The following is a 25606-nucleotide window of genomic DNA, read 5'->3' as shown; positions in this document are numbered from 1 at the left end:
CTCGCGTTGGCGAGTCTTGAAATGGCGTCCCATAGGGGGTTCGAACCCCTGTTACCGCCGTGAAAGGGCGGTGTCCTAGGCCACTAGACGAATGGGACGCTTAGGACTGTCTTCCGGATTTGGTGGAGCCTGGGGGGATCGAACCCCCGACCTCGACGCTGCCAGCGTCGCGCTCTCCCAGCTGAGCTAAGGCCCCCTGCAGAAGACGAGGCGTATATTAATGATCGCCTCCTGGGGTGTCAACTACCTTTTTCACAAAAACTTAAAAAAACTTCTTTTACTTTCAACTGGTTAAAGAACCGACAACCGTAGGTTGGGTCTAGCGATGCCATGGCGGGCGCTGTAACGAATCCTGCATGTTAAGGGCATCGCGTAACCCAACATAGACGCCGCAGGTGCCTTGGCCTCGCTTGGCACGGAAACAACGCGCCATGCGACCGGAAACCAATCGATCTGCAATCCGATCGATTTGAAGATTACGGCGCGCCCAGCGGGTAGGTTGGGTGCAGTGGCGCAGCCACGTAACCCAACAGCGCGCTGTGCGACCGGAAACCTACGATCTGCAATGCGATCGATTTGAAGATTACGGCGCGCCCAGCGGGTAGGTTGGGTGCAGTGGCGCAGCCACGTAACCCAACAGCGCGCCATGCGGCCGGAAACCAATCGATCTGTACCGCGATCGATAGGATGGGTTACGGCGCGCCCAACCAGTCGAGGTCCGTTTATACCCTGCTCTGCGCGCCTTCACCCACCCTTCAGGCTGTCGGGTCAGGCGCCGGCAGTCAGCGCCGCGTATTCCTTCTCCCAGCGCTTGCCTTCTTTCTTCGACGGGGCGCCGAACAGGTTCAGGGCGTGGCGCACCCGGGCGCGGCTGATGTCCGGGCCGAGGATCGCCATGGCGTCCATGACCGATACGGTCTGGCTGGTACCGGCGATGGCGACGAAAAGCGGGAACAGGAAGTCACGAATCTTGTAGCCCATGCCATCGGCCAGCGCCTTGCAGCCGGCGAACAACCGGTCCTTGTTCCATTCGCGCTCGCCGTCGAGCTGCCAGGAGGCAAACTGCAGGATCTTGCGGATATCCTCGGTCTGCAGTGACTTGTGGGCAAACTTCGACTCGTCCAGCTCGATCATGCCGGAAAGGAAGAACCCGGCCAGCGGCGCGACGTCGGAGAACTTCTCCACCCGCTGCTGGATCAGCGGCACGATCTGCATCAGGTACTCGGGGTTCAGCGCCCAGGCCTGGAATCGGGCCGCAAACTCTTCGGCGCTGAGGTTCTCGCGCAGCCAGAGGCCATTCAGCCAGCTGAGCTTTTCCTGGTCGAACACCGGGCCGCCCAGGGATACGCGCTGGATATCGAAATGGCTGAACATCTCGCTGCGGGAGAACTTCTCGCGCTCATCCGGCATCGACCAGCCCATGCGGCCGAGGTAGTTCAACAATGCTTCGGGCATGTAACCCATGCGCTGGTAATAAAGGATGCTGGTCGGATTCTTGCGCTTGGACAGCTTGGACTTGTCCGGGTTACGCAGCAGCGGCATGTGACAGAGCACCGGCATGTCCCAGCCGAAGTATTCGTACAGCAGCTTGTGCTTGGGCGCCGAGTTGATCCACTCTTCACCGCGGATCACGTGGGTGATCTGCATCAGATGATCATCGACCACATTCGCCAGGTGATAGGTCGGCATGCCATCCGACTTGAGCAGGATCTGGGCATCGACCATGCCCCAGTCCAGCTCGATGGTACCGCGCAGCAGGTCTTCGACCTCGCAGGCCCCCTCCTCCTCCGGCACCACCATGCGGATGACATAGGGCATGCCGGCGGCGCGACGGCGCTCGACCTCGTCGGCCGGCAGCATCAGGTCGCTCTGCTTCAGCGCCGAATGCCCGCCGGCGGCACGGCGCGCCTCGCGCAACTCGTTGAGCTCCTCCGGCGTGCGGTAGCAGACAAAGGCCTTGCCCTTCTCCACCAGCTCCATCGCATAGTCACGGTAGATGTCACCGCGTTCGCTCTGGCGATAGGGGCCATGGGGGCCGCCAACATCCGGGCCCTCATCCCACTCTAGGCCCAGCCAGCGCAGCGAATCGAGAATCATCTGCTCCGACTCCGGCGTACTGCGGACCTGGTCGGTGTCCTCGATGCGCAGAATGAACTGGCCTCCGTGCTGACGCGCGAAAGCCAGGTTGAAGAGCGCGATATAGGCGGTGCCGACGTGGGGATCGCCGGTCGGCGAAGGAGCAATACGGGTACGGACTGTCATCGTCATCCTGAAAATCAGATCGGGTGAGTTGAGCGGTATAACACCGGGCCTGGGGCCGAAAAATGCAGCGCATTATAACGCTCCTCCAGGGCTTGCGACAGTCGGGTGCCACGCCGCCATCAGCAACGAAATTGAGCAAAAAGAGTGCAGACCGACGCCGATCCGGCATTGTGCTGGTGCAACAGGATCGCCTGAGCGGAAAACGCTAAAAAATATTAATCATTAAAAACAATAAGTTATAAACATGGCACAAGAACTGCTTTGTTCCGCTTAGCAAAAAAACTGACAACTTGATTCAGGCAAAGGCGCCTCTGACCCGCGACAACCAGTCCACGGGTCGGGGCGCCTTTTTCGTTTGCAGTTCACAGGGGACTCAAGATGATTCGCAAGCACCACAGCAAGCCAAACTTCCATGCCTCGCGCCGCAGCGCACTGCGACGCGCACTGGTCGCTGCCGGTATCCTCGGCCTCGCGGGCCTGGTCGGCACCGCACCGGCCCGCGCCGAGATTGGCGCTCCGGAGAAGGAGGATCTCAAGTTCGGCTTTATAAAGCTCACCGATATGGCGCCGCTGGCGATTGCCTACGAAAAGGGCTATTTCGAGGACGAGGGGCTCTATGTGACGCTCGAAGCCCAGGCCAACTGGAAGGTGCTGCTCGATCGCGTCATCGACGGCCAGCTCGACGGCGCCCACATGCTCGCCGGCCAGCCGCTGGGCGCCACCATCGGCTTCGGCACCCAGGCGCACATCATCACCGCCTTCTCGATGGACCTGAACGGCAACGGCATCACCGTATCCAACGACATCTGGGAACGCATGAAACCGCACGTGCCGAAGGGCGAAGACGGCAAGCCGGTACATCCGATAAAGGCCGACTATCTCAAGCCCGTGATCGACGAGTTCAAGGCCGAGGGCAAGCCCTTCAACATGGGGATGGTGTTCCCGGTTTCCACCCACAACTACGAGCTGCGCTACTGGCTCGCCGCAGGCGGCATTCACCCGGGCTATTACGCCCCGCACAACGGCGACATCAGCGGCCAGCTCAACGCCGATGCCCTGCTGTCCGTAACACCGCCGCCGCAGATGCCGGCCACCATGGAAGCCGGCACCATCCACGGCTACTGCGTCGGCGAGCCCTGGAACCAGCAGGCGGTGTTCAAGGGCATCGGCGTGCCGGTGATTACCGACTACGAGATCTGGAAGGACAACCCGGAAAAGGTGTTCGGCGTCTCCAAGACCTGGGCCGACGAGAACCCCAACACCCACCTGCGTGTGGTCAAGGCGATGCTGCGCGCCGCCAAGTGGCTGGACGAAAACGACAACGCCAACCGCCCCGAGGCGGTCGAGATCCTGTCGCGTTCCGAGTACGTTGGCGCCGACGCCGAGGTCATCGCCAACTCCATGACCGGCACCTTCGAGTACGAGAAGGGCGACAAGCGTGATGTGCCGGACTTCAACGTGTTCTTTCGCTACAACGCCACCTATCCGTACTACTCCGACGCCATCTGGTACCTGACACAGATGCGCCGCTGGGGCCAGATCGACGAAGCCCGGCCGGACAGCTGGTATATGGATATCGCCAAGAAGGTCTACCGCCCCGATATCTACGCCCAGGCCGCCCAGGCACTCATCGACGAAGGCAAGATGTCGGCCGACGAGTTCCCGGACTTTGCCAGCGAAGACGGCTTTCGCGCACCCCAGACCCACTTTATCGACGGCGTCACCTACGACGGCCACCAGCCCAATGCCTACCTGCAGCAGTTCGAGATCGGCCTCAAGGGCGACGACAGGATCTGATGCCCGCGGCGCGGCTGCCCCCGCGCCGCTCAACCGCACGGAGATAAGACAATGAGTACGCTGAACCTGAGTGGACGGCTACCGGCACGGGACGAACTCCCTGCCCTGCTCGCCGACATGGCGCGAACACTGATGGTGCCGCTGATCGGCCTGCTGGTCTTCCTGTTCGCCTGGCATATCGCCGCGCGCAACATCGACACTTCCCTGGGCCAGTTCCCGGGCCCTGTGCAGGTCTACGAGCAATCGGTCAACCTGGTCGCCGAACATAATCGTGAACGCGCCAAGGAGGCCGCTTTCATCGAGCGCCAGGAAAAGCGCAACGCCGAAAAACTGGCCAAGGACCCGACAGCCGAGGTGCGCATTCGCGACTATACCGGCAAGCCGACCTTCTTCGACCAGATCGGCACCAGCCTGGTCACCGTGATGTCAGGCTTCGTGCTGGCCTCGCTGCTGGCGATACCGGTCGGCATTCTGATCGGGCTCAACGCTACCCTGCACGCGGCGCTGAACCCGCTGGTGCAGCTGTTCAAGCCCGTGTCGCCGCTGGCCTGGCTGCCGCTGGTCACCATGGTCGTCAGCGCCCTCTACGTCAGCGACGACCCGCTGTTCGCCAAGTCCTTCCTGACCTCGCTGTTCACCGTGACCCTGTGCTGTCTGTGGCCGACCCTGATCAACACCGCGGTGGGCGTTTCCGGCATCAGTCAGGACCTGAAGAACGTGAGCCAGGTGCTGCGCCTGTCGTTCCTGACCCATGTGGTGAAGATCGCCATTCCGGCGGCGCTCCCGGCGATGTTCACAGGTCTCAGGCTGTCGCTCGGCATCGCCTGGATGGTACTGATCGCCGCCGAAATGCTGGCGCAAAACCCCGGCCTCGGCAAATTCGTCTGGGACGAGTTCCAGAACGGCAGCTCCGAGTCGCTCGGTCGCATCATGGTGGCCGTGCTGGTGATCGGCCTGATCGGATTCCTGCTCGACCGCGCCATGCTGGTACTGCAGAAATCCATTTCCTGGGACAAGAATGCCGTACTGCGGTGAGGAAACAGTCATGACACATCTGGAACTGACCGGCGTCAGCATCGACTTCCCGACGCCGAAGGGGGCCTTCCGGGCCCTGGATAACGTCAATCTCAAAATCGCCAGGGGCGAGTTCATCTCGCTGATCGGCCATTCCGGCTGCGGCAAGTCGACGGTGCTGAACATCGTCGCCGGACTCTACCAGGCCAGCACAGGCGGCGTGGTGCTGGACGGCAGGGAGGTACGGGAACCGGGACCGGAACGCGCCGTGGTATTTCAGAACCACTCGCTGCTGCCCTGGCTCAGCGCCTACCAGAACGTCGAACTGGCGGTTAAACAGGTATTTCGCGGTACCAGGTCGAAAGCCGAAATGAAGGACTGGATCGAGCACAACCTGGCCCTGGTACACATGGATCATGCCATGCACAAGCGCCCGGACGAGATCTCCGGCGGCATGAAACAGCGCGTCGGTATCGCCCGGGCACTGGCGATGGAGCCCAAGGTGCTGCTGATGGATGAGCCTTTCGGCGCCCTCGACGCCCTGACCCGCGCGCATCTGCAGGACTCGCTGATGGAGATCCAGGCCACGCTGAACAACACCGTGATCATGATCACCCACGACGTCGACGAGGCGGTACTGCTGTCGGACCGCATCGTGATGATGACCAACGGCCCGGCCGCGACCGTCGGCGAGATACTGCCGATCGAACTGGAGCGCCCGCGCGACCGTATCGCCCTGGCCGACGACGCCCGCTACAACCACTATCGCCACGAAGTGCTGAGCTTCCTCTACGAGAAGCAGCGCCATCCGGTCGAAAGCGGAACCTCCGAGGCAAAAAAGTCGAAAGTGGCACAAGATCTGCAGGGTAACAAGACAACGGAAGCCGACGACAAGGCCGCGAGAGCGGCCTGACCCGGTGTTCGGGCGAGAGGAGGGCCCCGGCCCCAGCTGATCGCACCAGAACAGGGCCGGGCAAAAACCAAAACGCACCAGTATCGAACAATGGCGTTCAACTGGCACTCCCTCCCCGGAGTGCCGTTGTGCGCCATTTTTTTTGCCATTTGGAAGTACGGGACCCAAACCATGACTGACAATGCAAAACTCAACCTTTTGTCGTTCACCGGCAAGATGAAGATCCTGCACCTGAGCTGGATCGCCTTTTTCCTCACCTTCTTCGTCTGGTTCAACCATGCCCCGCTGCTCGGCGCCATCGCCGACAGTCTTGGCCTTGGCAAAGACGAGATCAAGACACTGCTGATACTCAACGTCGCCCTCACCATCCCTGCGCGGGTGCTGATCGGCATGCTCACCGACAAATACGGCCCTCGCCTGGTTTATGCCCTGCTGCTGGCCGGCTGCAGCCTGCCCTGCTTCATGTTCGCGCTGGCCGACGACTTTACCCAGGCGGCGATTGCCCGCTTCCTCATCGGCTTCATCGGTGCCGGCTTCGTCATCGGTATCCGCATGGTCAGCGAATGGTTCCCGGCCCATGAACTCGGCACCGCCGAAGGCATCTACGGCGGCTGGGGCAACTTCGGCTCGGCCGCCGGCGCCATGCTGCTGCCGACCCTGGCACTGCTGCTGGGCGGCGACGAGGGCTGGCGCTGCGCCATCGGCGTCACCGGCACTCTGTGCCTGATCTTCAGCGTGATCTGGTACCTCAACGTTTCCGACACGCCCAAGGGCTCGACCTACTTCAAGCCCAAGCGTATCGGCGGCCTGGAAGTGACCAGCAAAGGCGATTTCGTCTTTCTGCTGATCATGAAGGTCCCGCTGTACGCCGCCCTGGCGCTGCTGTGCTGGAAACTTTCGCCGGCCGGCGTCAGCCTGCTCGGCGACACGGCTTCGACGCTGATCTATATCGGTCTGGTCGGCTTCTTCCTCTACGACTGCTACGGCGCCTGGCGCGTCAACCGTGACATTTTCGTCAAGCCGGTGCCGGAAATGCACCGCTACAAGTTCAAGCAGGTCGCGGTGCTCAACATGCTTTACTTCGCCACCTTCGGCTCGGAGCTTGCGGTGATCTCGATGCTGCCGCTGTTCTTCGCCGAAGTGTTCGAGCTGGAGCCGGTATACGCCGGCCTGCTGGCCTCGGGTTATGCCTTCATGAATCTGATGTCCCGCCCGGCCGGTGGCCTGATCTCCGACCGCTGCGGCCGCAAGTCGACACTGCTGGTGCTGACCGCAGGCCTGGCGCTGGGCTACGCCCTGATGTCGGTCATCGATGCCAGCTGGCCGCTGGCGCTGGCGGTGATCGCCGCGATGGCCTGCTCCTTCTTCGTCCAGGCCGGAGAAGGCGCGGTGTTCGCCGTGGTGCCGCTGATCAAGCGTCGCCTCACCGGCCAGGTCGCCGGCATGACCGGGGCCTACGGCAACGTCGGTGCGGTGTTCTACCTTACCGTGTTGTCGCTGGTCAGTTACCAGACCTTTTTCCTGGTCATCGCCGGTACTGCGGTGCTGGGCTTCGTGACGCTACTGCTGCTCGAGGAACCGAAGGGACACATGGCCGAAGTCAACGCCGACGGCAGTGTCGAGCTGATCAGCGTATCCTGAAGGATGCCAGGCGCGATCTGTAGGAGCCCGGTCTCCGGGCGAATCTGGTGCCACGCCCCAGCCCAATTCGCCCGCTCCGCGGGCTCCTGCAGACGACGGCAATAGATCCATCGATGGAGGCACCCTTGTAGGCACCTAATGAAGCAATCGGAATACACCCCCGCCGCGGCGGGGCTCGGAGTCCGCTTTGGCGGACAGTCGCGTGGCGGTGTGAAGCCGGTCAACCAGGACGCCTTCGCCGCCCACAACCCGGACGACGCCAGCGCCCGGCTCAAGGGGGCCGTGGCCGTGGTCGCCGACGGTGTCAGCAGTTGCGCCGACTCCCATATCGCCAGTCAGACCGCCGTTACCAGCTTTATCTCCGACTACCTCAGCACGCCGGACAGCTGGAGTACGCGCCATGCCGCTGCACGGGTCATCTCCAGCCTCAACAGCTGGCTGTACCAGCAGAACGCCGCCCGTCAGGGTCGCGATGACAGCATGCTCTGCACCTTCTCGGCCGCCGTCATCAAATCCACCACGCTGCACTGCTTCCATGTCGGCGACAGCCGTATCTGGCACCTGCGCGACGGCGAACTCGAGCAGCTGACGCGGGACCATGTCCACGTCGAGCACGGCCGCAACTTCCTGTCGCGCGCTTTCGGAGCCGATCAGCACCTGGAGGTCGACTACCGGCAGCAGGAGCTGCAGGTCGGCGACCGCATCCTGCTGACCACCGACGGCGTTCACCAGCACCTGGACCGGCACAGCATAGCCTCATTGCTGAATAACAACCCTGATCCCGTCGGGGCCTGCGCGGCAATGCTCGACGCGGCGCTTGCCGGCGGCAGCGACGACAACCTCACGGCACTGCTGATCGAAGTGGACGCCCTGCCGCTGGAAACCCCGGACGAGAACTACCGTCGCCTGACCGCGCTGCCCATCCCGCCGGTTCTGGAAATCGGCAACCGCATCGACGACTACGAGGTACTGGAGGTCATTTTCAGCGGCACCCGCAGCCACATGTATCGCGTCAAGGACCTGTATGGCGACCGCCAGTACGTGCTCAAGGCACCGTCCGAAAATTTCGCCGAGGACAGCGTCTACCTCGACGGTTTCATGCGCGAAGAGTGGGTCGGTCGCCGTCTTGATCACCCCAATGTGATGAAAACCTACGCCCCGCCCCGTCCCAAGCGCTTCATGTATTACCTTGGCGAGCATATCGAAGGCCAGAACCTGCGTCAGTGGATGCAGGACCATCCCCGGCCGCCGCTCGCTCAGGTGCGCGATCTGCTGCGCCAGATCGTCGCCGGCCTGCGGGCCTTTCAACGTGCCGAGATGGTGCACCAGGACCTTAAGCCGGAAAACATCATGCTCGACCGGGACGGCCGCATCCGCATTCTCGATTTCGGCACTGTGCGCATCGCCGGTATAGAGGAGATGGTATCGCCGCTGGACAAGTCCATTCCCCAGGGATCGGTCAACTACGTGGCGCCCGAGTATCTGCTGGGACAGCCCGGCAGCTTTCGCTCCGACCTCTATTCGCTGGCGGTAATCGCCTACGAGATGCTCACCGGCGAACTCCCCTATCGCGAGCCTTCGGTGAAGCGCCATCGCATCGGTCACTACGGCGAATTGAAATACATTCCGGCTCTGCGCTACCGCAGTGACCTGCCGCTGTGGATGGAAGGCTGTCTGCGCAAGGCGCTGCAACCCAACCCGGTACACCGCTACGACGCCTACTCCGAGTTTCTTCAGGATCTCGGCACGCCAAACCCGAGACTCGAGGCACAGATCCGCGATCAGCCGCTGCTGACCCGCAATCCTTTGCTCACCTGGCAGTTGCTCGCGGCGCTGCTGTTGCTGCTCAACCTGTTGCAGCTGCTTTTGTAGGATGGGTCTGGCGACGTAGTCGCGTGACCGCCATGGACGGCGGGAATACTGGAATTGCAGGAGCAAATTCAAGTGAACCCAACGAGCGCTCTGCCGACAGAAACCAATCGATCTGCACTACGATCGATATTGCGGGTTACGCGGTGCACAGAGCGCCAGAGCAGCTGTAAGCGAGCGCCGTTGCACCGCTAGACCCACCCTCCAGTCCGTGCATGCGATACGCGATATGCCAGCCGCATGGGTGAAACGGCTCCCCCGTCACCCGTCACCCGTCACCCGTCACCCGTCACCCGTCACCCGTCACCCGTCACCCGTCACCCGTCACCAACAATGCACCAATCCCATGCACCGATGCACCCCGATTACCCCATTCGGTGCAGAGAGCCCCTGTCAGAACACAGCAAAATCGCATTAAGCATCTGATTTAAAATCGATTATTAAAACTGGCACGCACCCTGCTTTAGTCTGAGCATACAAATCGTTGCCCCTTCTGGGGCCCCTGAACAAAGGCGTTCATCCCCGTGCCCTAGGGCACGGTCGATGAGCGCCTTTTTTCGTTTTGACCAATCGGGAGTCGCCTGATGGAACGACAAAAGCTCATCATCATCGGTAACGGCATGGCCACCAGCCGACTGCTGGACGAGCTGTTGCGCCAGGGCTCCGGCCACTTCGACATCAGCGTGTTTGGCGAAGAAGCCGGCGGCGCCTACAACCGCATTCAGCTGTCGCCGCTGCTCGCCGGCGAAACCGATCGCGAAGCGATCCAGCTGAAAAGCGCCGACTGGTACCGCGACAACGGTATCCGGCTGTACAGCGGCGACGCCGTCGTGCGCATCGACCGGGTCGCCCGCCGCGTCATCAGCCACGCCGGCGTGCGCTGCGACTACGATCATCTGGTGCTGGCCACAGGTTCGCGCCCGGCGCGGATACCAGCGCAGAATCAGGGCCTGGACGGCATCTTCGACTTTCGCACCTGCCGGGATGTCGAGCACATTCTCGATCGCAGCGAGCAGAGCCGCGACGCGGTCGTCGTCGGCGGAGGCCTGCTGGGCCTCGAGGCCGCCCACGCGCTCAACAAGCGCGGTCTGAACGTCACCCTGGTACACCGCGCCGACTGGCTGATGAACCGACAGCTGGACCGCTATGCCGGCCGTCTGCTCCGCAGCGCGCTCGAAGCCCGCGGCATCCGTTTCCGGCTCGGCGACGAAGTCGTCGCCTTCGAAGGCGAGACCCGGGTGACCGGGGCGCAGCTGAAAGGCGGCGAGCGCCTTGCAGCCGACTGTGCCGTAATCGCCACCGGCATTACCCCCAATATCGCGCTGGCGCAGGATGCCGGGCTCAAGTGCGGCCACGGCCTGCTGGTCGATGACCTGCTGCGCAGCGAAGACCCGGCGATCAGCGCGCTGGGCGAATGTATCGAGCACCGTGGTCGGACCTTCGGGCTGGTTGCGCCGATCTTCGAGCAGGCACGCCTGCTCGCGGAGCGGCTGGTCCGGGGTCTGACCACTCCTTATCGCGCCGCGCCGGTACCGACCCAGCTAAAGGTCTCGGGTATCAATCTGTACTCGGCCGGCGAGCACCTCGAGGCGCCCGGCCTGGAAACACTGACCCTCAGCGATCCCGGGGCCGGCGTCTACCGCAAGCTGCTGCTGCGGGACAACCGCCTGGCCGGCGTCGTGCTGTACGGCGACACCCGCGACGGCCCCTGGTATTTCGAGCTGCTGCAACAACAGGCCCCACTCGACGACCTGATTCCGATGTTGCCGTTCGGCCGCGCTTACTGCGATGCCGACAACGGCGTGGACTTTGCCGAACCGCCGCGCGACATCGCGGTATGACAACTGACACAGGAATCGGCGCGCCGCGCCGCTTCCGATAACGAATTCGTAACCGGAGAGACCCATGAACAAGACCAAACTGATCCTTATCGGCAACGGCATGGTCGGTCACCAGTTCCTGCAGAGCCTGGCGGAAAGTGGTGAAAGCGCCCGCTTCGACGTCACGGTGTTCTGCGAGGAGCCGCGCCTGGCATACGACCGTGTTCACCTGAGCGAATACTTCGCCGGCAAGAGCGCCGGGGATCTGGCGATGGGCCAGCCGGCGCAGTATGCCGAATGGGGTTTCAGGGTGCTGCTCAATGAAAAGGCCGTCGCCATCGACCGCGAACGCCAGGTCGTCACCAGCGACAAGGGCACTGAGTTGCCCTACGACCGCATCGTGCTGGCCACCGGCTCTTATCCGTTCGTGCCGCCGGTGCCGGGTCACGATCGCGAGCACTGCCTGGTCTACCGCACCATCGAAGACCTCGAGGCGATCAAGGCCAGCGCCGCCAACGGCAAAACCGGCGTCGTCGTCGGCGGCGGCCTGCTGGGGCTCGAAGCGGCGAAAGCGCTGCGCGATCTCGGCCTTCAGACTCACGTGGTCGAGTTCGCGCCGCGCCTGATGGCGGTACAGCTGGACGATGCCGGCGGCAAGGTACTGCGCGACAAGATCGAGGAGCTGGGCGTGCAGGTGCACACCGGCAAGAACACCCAACAGATCGTCGACGGCGAGAACGCCGTGCACCGCATGGAGTTCGCCGACGGCGAATCGCTGGAAACCGACCTGATCCTGTTCTCCGCCGGCATACGTCCGCGTGACGAGCTGGCTCGCAGCGCAAAACTGGAGATCGGCGAGCGCGGCGGCATCGTCATCGACAACGACTGCCTGACCTCCGACAAGAACATCTTCGCCATCGGCGAGTGCGCGCTCTGGTGCGGCCGCATCTTCGGCCTGGTCGCACCGGGCTACAGCATGGCCAAGGTCGCGGTCGCCAAGCTGCTGGGCGAAGACAGCCAGTTCCTCGGCGCCGACATGAGCACCAAGCTCAAACTGATGGGCGTCGACGTTGCCAGCATCGGCGATGCCCACGCCCACACCACCGGCTCGCGCAGTTACACCTACCTCGACGAAGCCTGCGGCGTCTACAAGAAAATCGTCGTCAACGAAAGCGGCAAGCAGCTACTCGGCGCCATACTGGTCGGCGACGCCGAGGACTACGGCACCCTGCTGCAGTACGCCCTCAACGGTATCGAACTGCCGGAGTTCCCGGACAGTCTGATCCTGCCGCAGCGCGGTGGTGACGCCAAGCCGGGGCTCGGCGTCTCGGCCTTGCCGGAAAGCGCACAGATCTGTTCCTGCCACGATGTCAGCAAGGGCGCCATCTGCCAGGCGATCGACAACGGCTGCAGCGACGTTGCCGGCGTCAAGGGCGAAACCCGGGCAGCCACCGGCTGCGGCGGCTGTGCGGCACTGCTGACCAACGTCGTCAACCACGAACTGGAATCGCGCGGCGTTGCGGTGAGCACCGATATCTGCGAGCACTTTCCCTACACCCGCCAGGAGCTCTACCACCTGGTGCGCGTCGATCAGATCAAGAGCTTCGACGAGTTGCTGCACAAGCATGGCAAGGGCAAAGGCTGCGATATCTGTAAACCAACCATTGGCTCTATCCTCGCTTCGTGCTGGAACGAGTACGTGCTCAAGAAACCCCATGTCGGTCTGCAGGACACCAACGACACCTATCTGGCCAACATGCAGAAGGACGGTACCTATTCGGTGGTGCCGCGGGTCGCGGGCGGCGAGATCACTCCGGACAAGCTGATCGTGCTCGGCCAGGTGGCGAAGAAATACAACCTCTACACCAAGATCACCGGCGGCCAGCGTGTCGACCTGTTCGGCGCCCGCCTCGAACAACTGCCGCTGATCTGGCAGGAACTGGTCGACGCCGGCTTCGAGACCGGCCACGCCTACGGCAAGTCGGTCCGTACCGTCAAATCCTGCGTCGGCAGCACCTGGTGCCGCTACGGCGTCGACGACAGCGTCGGCCTCGCGATCGATATCGAGAACCGCTACAAGGGCCTGCGCGCGCCGCACAAGCTCAAGTTCGCGGTCTCCGGCTGCACCCGCGAGTGCGCCGAAGCCCAGAGCAAGGATGTCGGCATCATCGCCACCGAAAACGGCTGGAACCTCTACCTGTGCGGCAACGGCGGCATGAAACCGCGCCACGCCGACCTTTTCGCTACCGATCTCGATCGCGAGACGCTGATCCGCTATATCGACCGTTTCCTGATGTTCTACATCAAGACCGGGGATCGGCTGCAGCGCACCTCGGTGTGGATGGACAACCTCGAGGGCGGCCTCGACTACCTGCGCGAGGTGATCATCGAGGACTCGCTGGGCCTCGGCGACGAACTCGAGGCACAGATGCAGCAGATCATCGGCACCTACGAATGCGAATGGAAGAAGACCCTGGAAGACCCGGAAGCCCTCAAGCGCTTCCGCCCGTTCGTCAACGCCGATGCCAGCGACGACAACGTGGTCTTCGTCATGGAACGCGACCAGATCCGGCCGGCCACGGCCGCCGAAAAGACCGCCGACAAGGCAGAACCGATCAAGCTTGTCAGCTGAGGACTAGAGACGATGAATACCAAATCCAACTGGACGCCGCTGTGCGGCATAAACGACCTGGTGGCTGGCAGCGGCGTCTGCGCCCTGGTCGAAGGACGCCAGGTCGCCCTCTTCTACCTGCCCGAGGATGACCGGGTCTATGCCATCGACAACCACGACCCGATCGGCGGCGCCAACGTGCTGTCCCGCGGCATCGTCGGCTCCATCGCCGACGAACCGGTGGTGGCCTCGCCGCTGTACAAGCAGCACTTCAGCCTGGTCGACGGCCGCTGCCTGGAAGACGACGGTATCCGTCTGTCGGTATGGCAGGTCGCTCTCGACGACGATGTGGTGCTGATGGACCCGACGCCCCGTTAACGCGCAATGCCCCGGCGCTGTGCGCCAAACTGTCCCACCCGGAGCCGGTTGTCAGCCCCCAGCGACCGCCGGCTCTGTCAGCCAGCCCCTGACGTTACGGATGATGCAGGGGAAAAACAAAGAATAATAAAAGTTGGCACGCTATTGGCTTACTTCCTTGTATCGGAAGGCCGCGACCCTGTGGTCGGCGCCTTCAGGGGAAGTTTGGCAATGGCGTCATCCCCGTCTGTCACGTGACGGGGATGACGTTTTTTTTGAATCTGCAGAGCGCTTGCGAGCTGTTCCGGCCGCATCAATAGCGGCATCGCCGGTCGAGAAACATCGAAAGACTATAAAGCACCGGCAGACAGCAACAGATCGCAACCGACAGGACCGCCGGCTCAGTGCCCAGGTGAAGGCGGCCTTGAAACAACAAAGGGCACCTATCTGCGGGGACAAAACAACAAGCCGGACAGGAAGCCCGCCCGGCACAGGGCCGATGAGAGCAGGCCAGGGGACAGTTTTGGCAATGGCACCATCTTCCGCCAACCGGCGGGAGGTGGTGTTTTTTTATGTACAGGATGTACGGTCACCATTTTTTGCTCCTGCAAAAATGGTACTTCCGCCATCCTTGGCGGTCATGCCGCGGGCGCATGGATGCGCAGGAGCGGCGATCATGGACGTATTTCCCTGAAATCCGCTCCTGCGATTTCAGGCCTTCCACCATCCCTGGCGGTCATCCCGCGAGCACAGGAGGTGCTGGAGCGGGGTTTATGTATTGCGGCTCCGTAACACGCCCCATCGGAGTGCAGAAACCCATCGCTACGCACCAAAGCGCCCCCGAACACCCGAAGCAGGAGCGACGCCAGCGCGCCCGGAAGCCGCGAAACCTCAGCCATACCGCCAACCGGCGCTGCTTTACCATAATTGGCACGCCATTCGCATATAAAGACTTATCGAAAGACACCAAAGAGTGTCAAGGCTCGAAGGGGAAGTTGGCAATGGCGCCACCTCCCGCCACCCGGCGGAAGGTGGCGTTTTTTTATGTACGGTATGCCGCAGGCGCATGGATGCGCATGAGTTGGGCTACGCCACTGCCACAGAAGATGCCGGAGCCGGGCCGCAACACGATCAAGATAGCGGAAGTAAAACCATGAACCGAACCGAATGCACCACGAGCACTACCTGCCCCTACTGCGGCGTCGGCTGCGGTGTCGAGGCGAAGGTCGAGCAGCGAGAGCTGATCGCCGTCAGCGGCGACAGGCATCATCCGGCCAACGCAGGCCGACTCTGCGTCAAGGGCTCGGCACTGCACGAAACCACGGGCCATGAGGGCCGCCTGCTGCGCCCAAGGGTAAAGGGTCGGGACGTATCCTGGGACAGCGCGCTGGACGAGGTCGCCGGCCGATTCACCCGGTTGATCGAGGAGCACGGCCCGGATTCCGTCGCTTTCTACCTTTCCGGCCAGATCCTGACCGAGGACTACTACGTCGCCAACAAGCTGATGAAGGGCTTTATCGGCAGCGCCAACGTCGACACCAACTCCCGACTGTGCATGTCGTCGGCGGTCGCGGCGCAAAAACGCGCCTTCGGCAGTGACAGCGTTCCCGCCTGCTACGAAGATCTCGAACTGGCAGACCTGGTAGTGCTGGTCGGCTCGAACGCCGCCTGGGCGCACCCGATTCTGTATCAGCGCCTGGCCCGCGCCAGGGAACGCCGACCCGGCATGAAGGTCGTGGTGCTGGATCCGCGCCGCACCGCCACCTGCGATCTGGCCGATCGGCACCTGGCGTTGAAGCCGGGCAGCGACGGCTATCTGTTCAACGGTCTGCTGACCTATCTGGCGGACCGCAATGCACTGGACCAGACCTATATCGAGCGCCACTGCGAGGGTTTCGACGAAGCGCTGGCCGCCGCCCGCGAGCAGTGTCCAGACATCGCCACCACCGCGGCGCTCTGCGGGCTGCCGGCCGCCGAGCTCGAGTGGCTATACCAGCGCTTCGCGGCGACCGAGCGCAGCCTGACGCTTTACTCCCAGGGCATCAACCAGTCCTCGTCCGGTACCGATAAGGCCAACGCCATCATCAACTGCCACCTGGCCACCGGGCGGGTCGGCAAGCCCGGCGCCAGTCCGTTTTCGCTCACCGGGCAACCCAACGCCATGGGAGGACGCGAGGTCGGAGGGCTGGCCAACCAGTTGGCCGCGCACATGGATTTCGCCAACCCCGATCACCTCGACGCGGTGCGCACCTTCTGGCAGGCGCCGCGGCTCGCGCAAAACGAAGGTCTCAAGGCTGTCGACCTGTTCCGCGCCGTTGAGGCGGGCGACGTCAAGGCAGTCTGGATCATCGGCACCAATCCGGCGTTCAGCCTGCCGGACGCGGCCCGGGTCAGGCGTGCGCTCGAGCGCTGCGAGCTGGTGGTGGTCAGCGACTGCGTCGCCGATACCGATACCACCCGGCTGGCGGACATACTGCTGCCGGCCACCACCTGGGCCGAGAAAAACGGTACCGTGACCAACTCCGAACGGCGCATTTCGCGCCAGCGCTCGCTGCTGCCGCCGCCTGGCGAAGCCCGCCACGACTGGCAGATTCTGTGCGACGTCGCCACGCGGATGGGCTTTGGCGAGGCCTTCGCCTACCGGCATCCGGCGGAGATCTTTCGCGAACACGCCGCCCTCTCCGGATTTCGCAACAACGGCAGCCGCGACTTCGACATCTCGGCGCTGGCGCAGCTGAGCCAGGCCCAGTACGACGCCCTGGCGCCGATCCAGTGGCCGGTGACCGATCGTTGCCCCGAAGGCACCGCACGCCTGTTCGGCGACGGCGGCTTCTACACGCCCTCCGGCCGCGCCCGCCTGCTGCCGGTATGGGCACGCCCGCCGGCCACGCCATGCCGGATGGACGAACTGGTGCTCAATACCGGACGCGTCCGCGACCAGTGGCACAGCATGACCCGGACGGCCCGCAGCCCTCGACTGCTGGAGCACTGCGACGAACCCTACGTCGAGATCCACGCACAGGACGCCTCGCGCCGCGGTATCGCCAACGGCGACCTGGTTCGCCTTCATGCCCGCGAGCAAAGCTACATCGGTCGTGCACGCATCAGCGACGGCCAGCGCCCCGGTTCGCTGTTCGCGCCGATGCACTGGAACGACCGCTATACCGCGGCCGGCTGCGTCGATGCGCTGGTTGCACCCGTGACCGACCCCGTCTCCGGCCAGCCGGAGTCCAAACAAAGCCCCGTGCGCCTGGAGGTTGTCGAACAGCACTGGCGGGGGCTGCTGCTGAGCCTCGAGCCAATAGACGCACTCCCCTGCGACTACTGGAGCCGGGCAAGCCTGCCCCGCGGCGAACGCTACCGGCTGGCTGGCTTTACCGCAGTCGAGGACTGGCGTGTCTGGCTGGAGGCCTGGCTGCCGGCCGGCAACGACCGCATCGAGCTGCTCGACAGCCGCAACCGCCACTACCGCGCGGCATCCTTTCGGGACGGTCGCCTGCAGTGGGTGTTCATCGGCGCCTGCGACGGCGAGCTACCGTCACACGGCTGGCTCGGCGACCAGCTCGGAAAAACGCTGGATGCCGGCGAGCGCGCCCGGCTGCTGGCAGGCCGGCCCTGCAACGGCGAGGCCGCCGATCAGGGCGCTATCGTCTGCGCCTGCCTGCAGGTTGGCGAAAAGCGCATCCTCAAGGCGCTCGGCGAAAAGACGCACTCGGTGGAAAGCCTTGGCCGGGAACTCGGCTGCGGTACCAACTGCGGCTCTTGCATTCCGGAACTGAAAGCGCTGATTGGCGAAAAGCGAGGCTGACCGGTCAGGCAGGATTGCCGTAGGACCGGCGCCTCGCCGGGCACAGTCGCCAGGAATTGCACCGAGGCCCAGTTCGCCGCTGGGCGCGCCTCCTACGCGTCATCCGAAGCACCGTAGGACCGACGCCCCGTCGGGAACAGGCCTGGGATTGCACGGCGGTTGGCTTCACCGCGGGACGAGGTTTGTATCGGGTGGCACTCTGCCTGTCGCAGGCGCCCACTCCGTGGGACGGACTGGCACCGTGCTTGATCGCTCACGGAGTGAGCTCCTACAACGGTATCAGCTAGCCGCGCGCTATGATTTGAACCGTGGGAGTGACGCCCCGCCGCGAATGGAACGGCTCCATCAGCTCTGCTCACTGGCCGGCTGCAGCAGCGGGATATTGGCGGTGGTTTCCAGCAGGACACAGACGTCCTCGAGGGGGATGGGCCGCGAGAACAGGTAACCCTGGCCGATATCGCAGCCGAACCGACGCAGCATGCGCCACTGGGACTCATCCTCTATGCCCTCGGCCACCACCTTAAGCTCCAGCGCGTGGGCCATCTGGATAATGGTGCGGGCGACCGTCGCGTCATTGTGACTGGTGGCCATATCGTTGACGAAACACTTGTCGATCTTCAGCGTCGAAACCGGGAAACGGGTCAGGTAGGCCATCGAGCTGTAGCCGGTACCGAAGTCATCGATGGTCAGCGACAGACCCAGCGCGCGCAGCTTGTCCAGCCGCGGCATGATCACCTCGACGTTTTCAGCCAGCAGCGTTTCTGTGATCTCGAGCTCCAGGGTGGCGGGATCGATACCGGAGTATTCGATCGCCTCCCGTACGTGGCCGACTATGTCGTCACTGCCCAGCTGTCGCACCGACATGTTGATCGCCATCGTCAGCGGCTTGCCGCTGAGTTTCTGCAGTCGCGCCAGGTCTTCGCAGCCACGCATCAGCGCGAAACGCCCCATCGCCTCGATAAATCCGGTCTCTTCGGCAACCTCGATGAACTCGTCCGGACCGACCCGCCCGAGCACCTTGCAGTTCATGCGCATCAGCGCCTCGAAGCCCACCACTTCACCGGTACCGATGCGGTTCTTGGTCTGATAGACCATATAGAGCTCACCGGAGTTGAGCGCACTGGGCAGCTGGTTCTCGATCTCCAGCTTGCGCTTCATGCGCTTGTCCAGTTCGGCGTCGAAGAAGGTGAAGCGATTGCGGCCGCGACGCTTGGACTCGTACAGCGCGATATCGGCGTCGCGGATCAGGCCCTGAACGTCGGGACTGTCCACCGGGTAACGCGCGATACCGACACTGGTGGACATGTTGAGGTTCTTGCCCTGCAGCAACAGCGGTTCACGGAAAGCCGCAATGATGCTGGCGGCAACAGACTCGACCTCGGAAACCTCGTTGAAGCGAAAATGAATCAGGAATTCATCGCCGCTCATATGGGCCAGGTGGCCATAATCGTCGACGACCTTCTGCAGCCGGTCCGCCACCTGAATCAGCACCTGATCGCCGAACAGGTGACCGGAGGTATCGTTGATGGTCTTGAAGTTGTCGAGGTCCAGGTACAGCACCGCCAGCTGACCTTTCTGCGACCAGGCCTGATCCACCGAGCCGGAGATCACTTCGCTGGCACGACGGCGATTCGGCAGCCCGGTAAGGGAATCGAAGTTGGCCTGCTGGTACAGGCGCGCCTCGGCGCTCTTGCGCTCGCTGATATCCTGGGCGATGAGGATGAAACTGGACTCTTCAATTCCGGGGCTCTCGACCGCCGAGATCGAGAATTCGTACCACTGGTCGGTGCCCTCGCGCCGGCGCTCGCCGTACCAGCTGCCGGTCTCGGCAACCTTGTTCTGAATCTGCAGCAGGTCATGACGCAGCATGTCGTGGGGGGCGAAGTTGGTCACCGGCACGCCCTTGAGGCGGGATTCGTCCTGTTTGACGTCACCCTCGAAACGCCGGTTGGCGTACTCGATGCACCAGCTGCTGTCCGTTACCACCACGCTGTCCTGGCTCTGCTCGATCGCCTGAGAGAGCTTGGAAAGATTGCCCTCGGCCAGCTGACGCGCATTCTCCAGGCGTGTATTGGCGAGCGACACCAGCCGGTACACCAGAAACGAAATCAACAGGAACAGCGCCAGCAACAGACCCACCGACTGCACCTTGCCGGTCCAGAGCCAGAACTGCCGGCTCAGCGGCATGAAGGCAACCGACACGAACTGGTGCTGCGGCAACAGCTGCGCCTGCACCACCAGCGGTTCGCCACCGAGCGTCAGGCGAAAGACTTCGCCGCTGGGACCGTAGGCCCCGCGCTCCATCAGTTCGCCGAGTTCCAGCGCATCCAGTTTCCAGTCGATGATATTGCGCAGCAGGCCGCCGGTCATCGGGTGCGCAAAGCGGGCCCTGCCGTCGTCGCCAAGCAGCCAGAGCCCAGCTCCCTCGGGCGTGCGCAGCGAGCTCCAGATCGAATCGTCGCCGCTGATACGGTAACCCGCCACGACGAACGCCAGCAAACTGCCGGCGTCGTCATGCAAGGCCACGAAGGCGGGCAGCAGAGTTGGCTCCCGACTGTCCGAACGATATAGCGAGCCGAGTTTAAGCTGACCGGTATACCGGGCTTGGGTCAGCGCATCGGAGGAAAGTGAGGCCACGTTATCGGGCACATAGCCGCCGACCGAGAGCAGCAGTTCGCCGCGACGATCGAGCACGGCCAGCGACTGCAGCTCGGGAACCGCACCCGACAGTTTGTCGAGCGCAGCCTGAAGCTCCGATCGGCGAAGCTTGTTGTCGCGCACCAACGGCTGCATCGCCGACAGCAGCAGTTGCTCCTGATGGCGGAAAAAGGCTTCTGTCTGCTCGATGAAGTCGCTGTTCTGCTGATGCAGCTCCCGGGTGACATCCTGGCGAACGTCCTGCCAGCTGAACCAGCCAAAACCCAGGACCGACAACAGCATCAGCAATGACAGCAGAGCGATCAGCAGACGTAGCGGCTTGATACTATCGGTCATCTACCCCATCCAATCCCAGGCTACACTCGGCACCCGGTCCATAACGACTGGGTGGTCACAGTGACGGCCGACAACAACACGCCCGGTCGCCGGGATCCCTATGTTGTACCTAGAACTATAAGCGCTTCCCCGCCATCTTGCAGCCGCACAATAGCATTTTCGGGCCAAAAACTGGCAATCGGAACGGATCGGGACCTATTAATCCACCCGGCACCACGCAACTAATTCACCAAGTGCCAAGCAAGGACTGTACCTTGCCGTCACAGCACTTTACCCTTACGCCCTATTTTTCAAAACCCGCCACCAAGCGCCAGTCCCGACGGAGCCATCAATGCCTGGAAACCGACTCAAAGCCAACCTGATCCTGCTGCTGGTCGCAGCCATCTGGGGACTTGCTTTCGTCGCCCAGCGGGTCGGCATGGACCATCTGGGGCCTTTTGGATTCAATGCCGCCCGTTTCGCCCTCGGGGCCGTGTCGCTGCTGCCGCTGACACTGGTATTTCGTGCCCGGGCGGGCCAGGCCCGCCCCTGCGGTCTGCTGCGTGGAGGTCTGTTGGCAGGTTCGGTGCTTTTCTGCGGCGCCTCGCTGCAGCAGGTGGGGTTGCAGTTCACCACTGCGGGCAACGCAGGCTTCATTACCGGCCTCTATATCGTGCTGGTTCCGCTGGCCGCCTGGCTGATGGGCCAGGCGGTAAGCCGCGGCATCTGGGCCGGCTGCGTTCTGGCGCTTGGCGGGCTTTACCTGCTCAGTATCAACGAGGCCATGCAGATCAATCGTGGCGACCTGCTCGAGCTGGTCGGCGCCGCTTTCTGGGCGGCTCACGTGCTGGTCATCGGACGCCTGGCACCTAACCTGGACGGCCTGCGGCTGTCGATCGTGCAGTTTGGCGTCTGCGCCCTGCTCTGCCTGGTCTGCGCCCTGCTGTTCGAAGCCGACAGTTTCAACATCCACAACCTGATGCTGGCCTGGGAGCCGATCGCCTACGCCGGTCTGTTGTCGGTCGGCGTCGCCTATACACTGCAGGTCTACGCCCAGCGACATACGCCGGCGGCGCACGCTGCCATCATCATGAGTCTGGAAGCGGTTTTCGCGGTGCTGGGCGGCTGGCTGCTGCTGCAGGAAACACTGAGCCTGCGCAGCCTGCTCGGCTGCGCACTGATGCTCGCCGGCATGCTGCTGGCACAGCTGCCATCGCGCCGGCCGGCTCCAGAGCGCGCAGGCCACAGAACACAGGAGACTTGAACGATGCCGAACCGGATCCCCGTCAACATCATCACCGGCTTTCTCGGGGTCGGAAAGACCACCGCCATCAATGCGCTACTGAAGCAGAAGCCGGAATCCGAACGCTGGGCGGTACTGGTCAACGAGTTCGGCCAGATCGGCGTCGACCAGGCAGCCATGGCGGACTCTGACGACGTCCAGATCAAGGAGCTCGCCGGCGGCTGTATCTGCTGCGCCCTCGGACCGATGCTCAGGGCGGGACTTGCGACCCTGATCCGAACCGCCAAACCCGATCGCCTGATCATAGAGCCGACCGGCCTCGGTCACCCGGAGGGCATTATCGATACCCTCCAGGGCGACAGTTTTCGCGATGTGCTGGACCTGCGGGCGGTGATCTGCCTGCTTGATCCGCGCCTGCTGGACGACCCGCGAGTCACGGGTCACGAAACCTTCCAGGACCAGCTCAACCTCGCCGATATCGTGCTGCTGAACAAGCTCGATCTGGCCTCGCCGGACCAGGTCGGGCAGGCGCAGTCGGGACTGGCCGGGCTGTTCCCGCCCAAACAGCTGGTTGCGACCGCCGAGCAGGGCCGCTTCGACAGCGCACTGCTCGACCTGGTCCGCAACGACACCCTGGCCGCACAGTTCCCGGGCAGTCACGACGCCTTCGACAGCCCGGCGCCCGCCCAGAACCTGATGTTGCCGGAGCCCGGCAAGCCGGTGCGCAGAACCGGCGCCGGCGCCGATTTCGTCAGCTGCGGCTGGGTGTTCCATCGTGACGACGTGTTCGATTACGACCGCCTTGAAGCCTGCCTCAACGGACTCGATGGCGCGGTCCGCATCAAGGGCGCTTTTCGCATTGGCTATGTCTGGCTGTTCTACAACCGGGCGCTGGATGACGCCAGTATCGACAAGCTGGCCTGGCGCCGCGACTCGAGGCTGGAAATCATCAGCCGCGACGCCCGTGACTGGGACGCCATCGAAGCGCTGCTGCTCGACTGCCTCGAGGGCGATAGCCAACAGTCACCGACCGGCGCGGACTGAACGGCGGGTGCGACAATAGGACGCATTAACCGTCACCCGCCACTGATCTAGAATGTCGCGACGAGGTTGGATATGCCCCTGAAATCAATCGTGCAATGGCTGGCGATCCCCGCCCTGATCCTGGTGCTGATCGCCTCCGTCTGGCTGCTTCCGCGCTGGCTGCAGGCCCCCCCGCCCGCCGATCAGCTCAGGGCAGACCACTGCGATCTGGGCCTGGGGCCTTGCCGCGTGGAACTCGGGGCCCACAGCCTGGAACTCGAACTGGCACCGCGTCAGGTGCGCGCGCTTGAACCGCTGGAGTTTCGCGTGCGTACCACCGGAATGGATACCCAAGCCGTCAGCATCCGGCTGGAAGGAAAGGAAATGTACATGGGAATCAACGAAGTGCAGCTGCAACCTGTAACATCCGATCCGGGCCTCTGGCGCGGTACCGGAGAGCTGGCAATCTGCAGCACCGGCGAAATGGTCTGGCAGGCCCGGGTGCAGGTAACAGGCCAGAGCGACAGCCTCGACGTGCTTTTCGAGTTCAGCGCGCGATGAAAGGCAGTCCGCTCAAGACGTTGCGCATCCTGCTGGTACTCACCGCCTTTCTGATGGCAGGCATGACCGCCGCCTTTCTGCTGCGCCCCGGCAGCGCCGACGCCCCGTCGCTCGGCGCTGTGCGCCTGGGGGGCGACTTCCAGTTGCAGTCGAGCTCGGGCCCCGTGTCGCTGGCCGACTTTCGCGGTCACCCGGTGGTGATGTACATCGGCTATGCCTCCTGTCCCGATGTCTGCCCCACCTCGCTGGCGGTCATGACACAGGGCTTCCGGCGACTCTCGGACGACGAACAGGCCCGCGTGCGCGGTATTTTCATCAGCGTCGACCCTGAACGGGACAGCCCCGAGAAACTGGCCGAATACAGCGCCTTCTTTCACCCCAACCTGGTGGGCCTGACCGGCACCCGCGAGCAGATAGACCAGGTCGTCCGTCAGTATGGCGCCTACTACCGCATTGCCGAACTGGACAACTCCGCACTCGGCTACGCCGTGGACCACAGCTCGAGACTGTACCTGATCGCGCCCGACGGCAGCCTCGCGGAAGTACTCAGTCACAACATCACCCCCGACGAGCTGAGCGCTAAACTTCGTCTGTTGCTATAGGAGCCTGTCTGACTGAACACTGATCTACTGCGGAACAGCTGATTTAGGCCATTTTTTGAGCGCATTCTTGTTAAATAGAACCACTATTTGCCGCAAACGCGCTCAAACACTGACTCAAAACAGACTTTCCCTCGCTACGACCGGCTAAGCCCGACAGGCTACTGGATAACACCCTGCGAAAAGGAACTCGATATGCCCAGTTTTTCACGTTTTGCCGCACCGTTGCTGGCGTCACTGCTGTGCGTAGCGGGCCCGGCCCTGGCCGAAGTAACGGTGAGCGATGCCTACGCGCGCGCCGTCCCCCCGGGGCAGTCGAACAGCGCGGCATTCCTGGTGATTCGCAACGATGCGGACGAAGCCGTCAGGCTGATCGACGCCGCATCCGATAGCGCCGGCGTCGTCGAGCTGCACACCCACAGCGAACAGGATGGCGTCCTGAAAATGCGCCGGATTGACGCCATCGAGATTCCGGGCCGCGGCGAGCACAGTCTGGCGCCGGGCGCCGATCATCTGATGCTGATCGGCCTGACACGGGTGCTCAGCGAGGGAGACAGCATCGGCCTGAGCCTCGAATTTTCCGACGGCCAGCGACTACAGCTGGATGTACCGGTGAAATCGATAATGGCGACGATGCAAGGCATGCAAAACGGTCATCAACACCACGCCGAGTAGGAGAGCACTTCATGTGCCCTACGAACCGGACAACCCAAGGCTTGTGTAGGCGCTCGCTACGCGTGCGATCGACCGCGGTGCCAAACCGGTTCGCCCACGGAGTGGGCTCCTACGGATCGTGCAGACCGCAGCTTGTGCAGGCGCTCGCTCCGCGTGCGATCGACCGCGGTGCCAGACCGGTTCGCCCACGGAGTGGGCTCCTACGGATCGTGCAGACCGCAGCTTGTGCAGGCGCTCGCTCCGCGAGCGACCGACCGCGGTGCAAAACCGGTTCGCCCACGGAGTGGGCTCCTACGTTCCCTGCAGCAACGACCTCCTTTTGTAGGAGCTCGCTCCGCGAGCGATCGACTGCGGTGCCAGACCGGTTCGCCCACGGAGTGGGCTCCTACGGATCGTGCAGACCGCAGCTTGTGCAGGCGCTCGCTCCGCGAGCGATCGAC

Annotated in this window: 16 protein-coding genes and 2 tRNA genes; 14 read left to right on the top strand and 4 right to left on the bottom strand. The window is 63.1% G+C overall.

Annotated features, from left to right (window positions below):
- Positions 1 to 22: 22 nt before the first annotated feature.
- The 3 genes from IEX85_RS20510 to gltX all read right to left on the bottom strand — a co-directional run bounded on the left by IEX85_RS20510 (position 23) and on the right by gltX (position 2262).
- Positions 23 to 98: transfer RNA gene (locus tag IEX85_RS20510), tRNA-Glu, on the bottom strand.
- A gap of 22 nt (positions 99 to 120) precedes the next feature.
- A tRNA-Ala gene (locus IEX85_RS20505) sits at positions 121 to 196 on the bottom strand.
- Positions 197 to 768: 572 nt separating this feature from the next.
- Positions 769 to 2262, bottom strand: a complete 1494-nt coding sequence (gltX, locus tag IEX85_RS20500) for a glutamate--tRNA ligase (protein ID WP_188862502.1) — start codon at positions 2260 to 2262, stop codon at positions 769 to 771.
- 378 nt (positions 2263 to 2640) lie between these two features.
- On the opposite strand from gltX, the gene IEX85_RS20495 reads away from it, so the two are divergent.
- The 9 genes from IEX85_RS20495 to IEX85_RS20455 all read left to right on the top strand — a co-directional run bounded on the left by IEX85_RS20495 (position 2641) and on the right by IEX85_RS20455 (position 18092).
- On the top strand, positions 2641 to 4059 hold the full coding sequence (locus tag IEX85_RS20495; RefSeq protein WP_188862501.1) for a CmpA/NrtA family ABC transporter substrate-binding protein: 1419 nt from the start codon (positions 2641 to 2643) through the stop codon (positions 4057 to 4059).
- Between the two features lie 117 nt (positions 4060 to 4176).
- On the top strand, positions 4177 to 5094 hold the full coding sequence (locus IEX85_RS20490; RefSeq protein WP_229722040.1) for an ABC transporter permease: 918 nt from the start codon (positions 4177 to 4179) through the stop codon (positions 5092 to 5094).
- A gap of 10 nt (positions 5095 to 5104) precedes the next feature.
- Complete coding sequence (locus tag IEX85_RS20485; RefSeq protein ID WP_188862499.1) at positions 5105 to 5986, top strand: ABC transporter ATP-binding protein; 882 nt, start codon at positions 5105 to 5107, stop codon at positions 5984 to 5986.
- A 171-nt stretch (positions 5987 to 6157) separates the two neighbouring features.
- Positions 6158 to 7627 carry a NarK family nitrate/nitrite MFS transporter gene (locus IEX85_RS20480; RefSeq protein WP_188862498.1) on the top strand — a complete coding sequence of 490 codons (1470 nt, stop codon included), beginning with the start codon at positions 6158 to 6160 and terminating at the stop codon, positions 7625 to 7627.
- 138 nt (positions 7628 to 7765) lie between these two features.
- Positions 7766 to 9499 carry a bifunctional protein-serine/threonine kinase/phosphatase gene (locus IEX85_RS20475; RefSeq protein WP_188862497.1) on the top strand — a complete coding sequence of 578 codons (1734 nt, stop codon included), beginning with the start codon at positions 7766 to 7768 and terminating at the stop codon, positions 9497 to 9499.
- 581 nt (positions 9500 to 10080) lie between these two features.
- The gene (locus tag IEX85_RS20470; RefSeq protein WP_188862496.1) at positions 10081 to 11337 is read left to right on the top strand and encodes an NAD(P)/FAD-dependent oxidoreductase; all 1257 of its coding nucleotides are present in this window, start codon (positions 10081 to 10083) and stop codon (positions 11335 to 11337) included.
- 64 nt (positions 11338 to 11401) lie between these two features.
- Complete coding sequence (gene nirB, locus IEX85_RS20465; RefSeq protein WP_188862495.1) at positions 11402 to 13948, top strand: nitrite reductase large subunit NirB; 2547 nt, start codon at positions 11402 to 11404, stop codon at positions 13946 to 13948.
- A 12-nt stretch (positions 13949 to 13960) separates the two neighbouring features.
- On the top strand, positions 13961 to 14305 hold the full coding sequence (nirD, locus tag IEX85_RS20460; protein WP_188862494.1) for a nitrite reductase small subunit NirD: 345 nt from the start codon (positions 13961 to 13963) through the stop codon (positions 14303 to 14305).
- Between the two features lie 1132 nt (positions 14306 to 15437).
- A complete protein-coding gene (locus IEX85_RS20455) occupies positions 15438 to 18092 on the top strand; it encodes a nitrate reductase (RefSeq protein ID WP_188862493.1) in 2655 nt (884 codons plus the stop codon).
- Between the two features lie 345 nt (positions 18093 to 18437).
- Here the strand turns inward: IEX85_RS20455 and IEX85_RS20450 are convergent, their stop codons facing one another.
- Entirely contained in the window at positions 18438 to 21086 is a 2649-nt protein-coding gene (locus IEX85_RS20450) for a bifunctional diguanylate cyclase/phosphodiesterase (RefSeq protein ID WP_188862492.1), read from the bottom strand.
- A 331-nt stretch (positions 21087 to 21417) separates the two neighbouring features.
- On the opposite strand from IEX85_RS20450, the gene IEX85_RS20445 reads away from it, so the two are divergent.
- From IEX85_RS20445 to IEX85_RS20425, 5 genes are all read left to right on the top strand, one after another.
- Positions 21418 to 22329, top strand: coding sequence for a DMT family transporter (locus IEX85_RS20445; RefSeq protein WP_188862491.1), 912 nt, complete (start codon positions 21418 to 21420; stop codon positions 22327 to 22329).
- Positions 22330 to 22332: 3 nt separating this feature from the next.
- A complete protein-coding gene (locus tag IEX85_RS20440; protein ID WP_188862490.1) occupies positions 22333 to 23352 on the top strand; it encodes a CobW family GTP-binding protein in 1020 nt (339 codons plus the stop codon).
- A gap of 72 nt (positions 23353 to 23424) precedes the next feature.
- Entirely contained in the window at positions 23425 to 23892 is a 468-nt protein-coding gene (locus IEX85_RS20435; protein ID WP_188862489.1) for a hypothetical protein, read from the top strand.
- Entirely contained in the window at positions 23889 to 24494 is a 606-nt protein-coding gene (locus IEX85_RS20430; RefSeq protein ID WP_188862488.1) for an SCO family protein, read from the top strand. The genes IEX85_RS20435 and IEX85_RS20430 overlap by 4 nt, the downstream gene beginning before the upstream one ends.
- A 192-nt stretch (positions 24495 to 24686) precedes the next feature.
- On the top strand, positions 24687 to 25166 hold the full coding sequence (locus tag IEX85_RS20425) for a copper chaperone PCu(A)C (RefSeq protein WP_188862487.1): 480 nt from the start codon (positions 24687 to 24689) through the stop codon (positions 25164 to 25166).
- Positions 25167 to 25606: the final 440 nt, after the last annotated feature.

This window comes from Marinobacterium nitratireducens (assembly GCF_014645375.1).
GTDB classification, from domain to species: domain Bacteria; phylum Pseudomonadota; class Gammaproteobacteria; order Pseudomonadales; family Balneatricaceae; genus Marinobacterium_A; species Marinobacterium_A nitratireducens.
This window is presented reverse-complemented; position numbering and strand designations above follow the sequence as displayed.

Coding starts and splice junctions, on each gene's coding strand:
- IEX85_RS20455 (WP_188862493.1), top strand. CDS start 15,438: ATGAACCGAACCGAATGCACCACGAGCACTACCTGCCCCTACTGCGGC.
- IEX85_RS20425 (WP_188862487.1), top strand. CDS start 24,687: ATGCCCAGTTTTTCACGTTTTGCCGCACCGTTGCTGGCGTCACTGCTG.
- IEX85_RS20430 (WP_188862488.1), top strand. CDS start 23,889: ATGAAAGGCAGTCCGCTCAAGACGTTGCGCATCCTGCTGGTACTCACC.
- IEX85_RS20495 (WP_188862501.1), top strand. CDS start 2,641: ATGATTCGCAAGCACCACAGCAAGCCAAACTTCCATGCCTCGCGCCGC.
- IEX85_RS20475 (WP_188862497.1), top strand. CDS start 7,766: ATGAAGCAATCGGAATACACCCCCGCCGCGGCGGGGCTCGGAGTCCGC.
- IEX85_RS20480 (WP_188862498.1), top strand. CDS start 6,158: ATGACTGACAATGCAAAACTCAACCTTTTGTCGTTCACCGGCAAGATG.
- gltX (WP_188862502.1), bottom strand. CDS start 2,262: ATGACAGTCCGTACCCGTATTGCTCCTTCGCCGACCGGCGATCCCCAC.
- IEX85_RS20490 (WP_229722040.1), top strand. CDS start 4,177: ATGGCGCGAACACTGATGGTGCCGCTGATCGGCCTGCTGGTCTTCCTG.
- IEX85_RS20435 (WP_188862489.1), top strand. CDS start 23,425: ATGCCCCTGAAATCAATCGTGCAATGGCTGGCGATCCCCGCCCTGATC.
- IEX85_RS20445 (WP_188862491.1), top strand. CDS start 21,418: ATGCCTGGAAACCGACTCAAAGCCAACCTGATCCTGCTGCTGGTCGCA.
- IEX85_RS20485 (WP_188862499.1), top strand. CDS start 5,105: ATGACACATCTGGAACTGACCGGCGTCAGCATCGACTTCCCGACGCCG.
- IEX85_RS20440 (WP_188862490.1), top strand. CDS start 22,333: ATGCCGAACCGGATCCCCGTCAACATCATCACCGGCTTTCTCGGGGTC.
- nirD (WP_188862494.1), top strand. CDS start 13,961: ATGAATACCAAATCCAACTGGACGCCGCTGTGCGGCATAAACGACCTG.
- IEX85_RS20470 (WP_188862496.1), top strand. CDS start 10,081: ATGGAACGACAAAAGCTCATCATCATCGGTAACGGCATGGCCACCAGC.
- nirB (WP_188862495.1), top strand. CDS start 11,402: ATGAACAAGACCAAACTGATCCTTATCGGCAACGGCATGGTCGGTCAC.
- IEX85_RS20450 (WP_188862492.1), bottom strand. CDS start 21,086: ATGACCGATAGTATCAAGCCGCTACGTCTGCTGATCGCTCTGCTGTCA.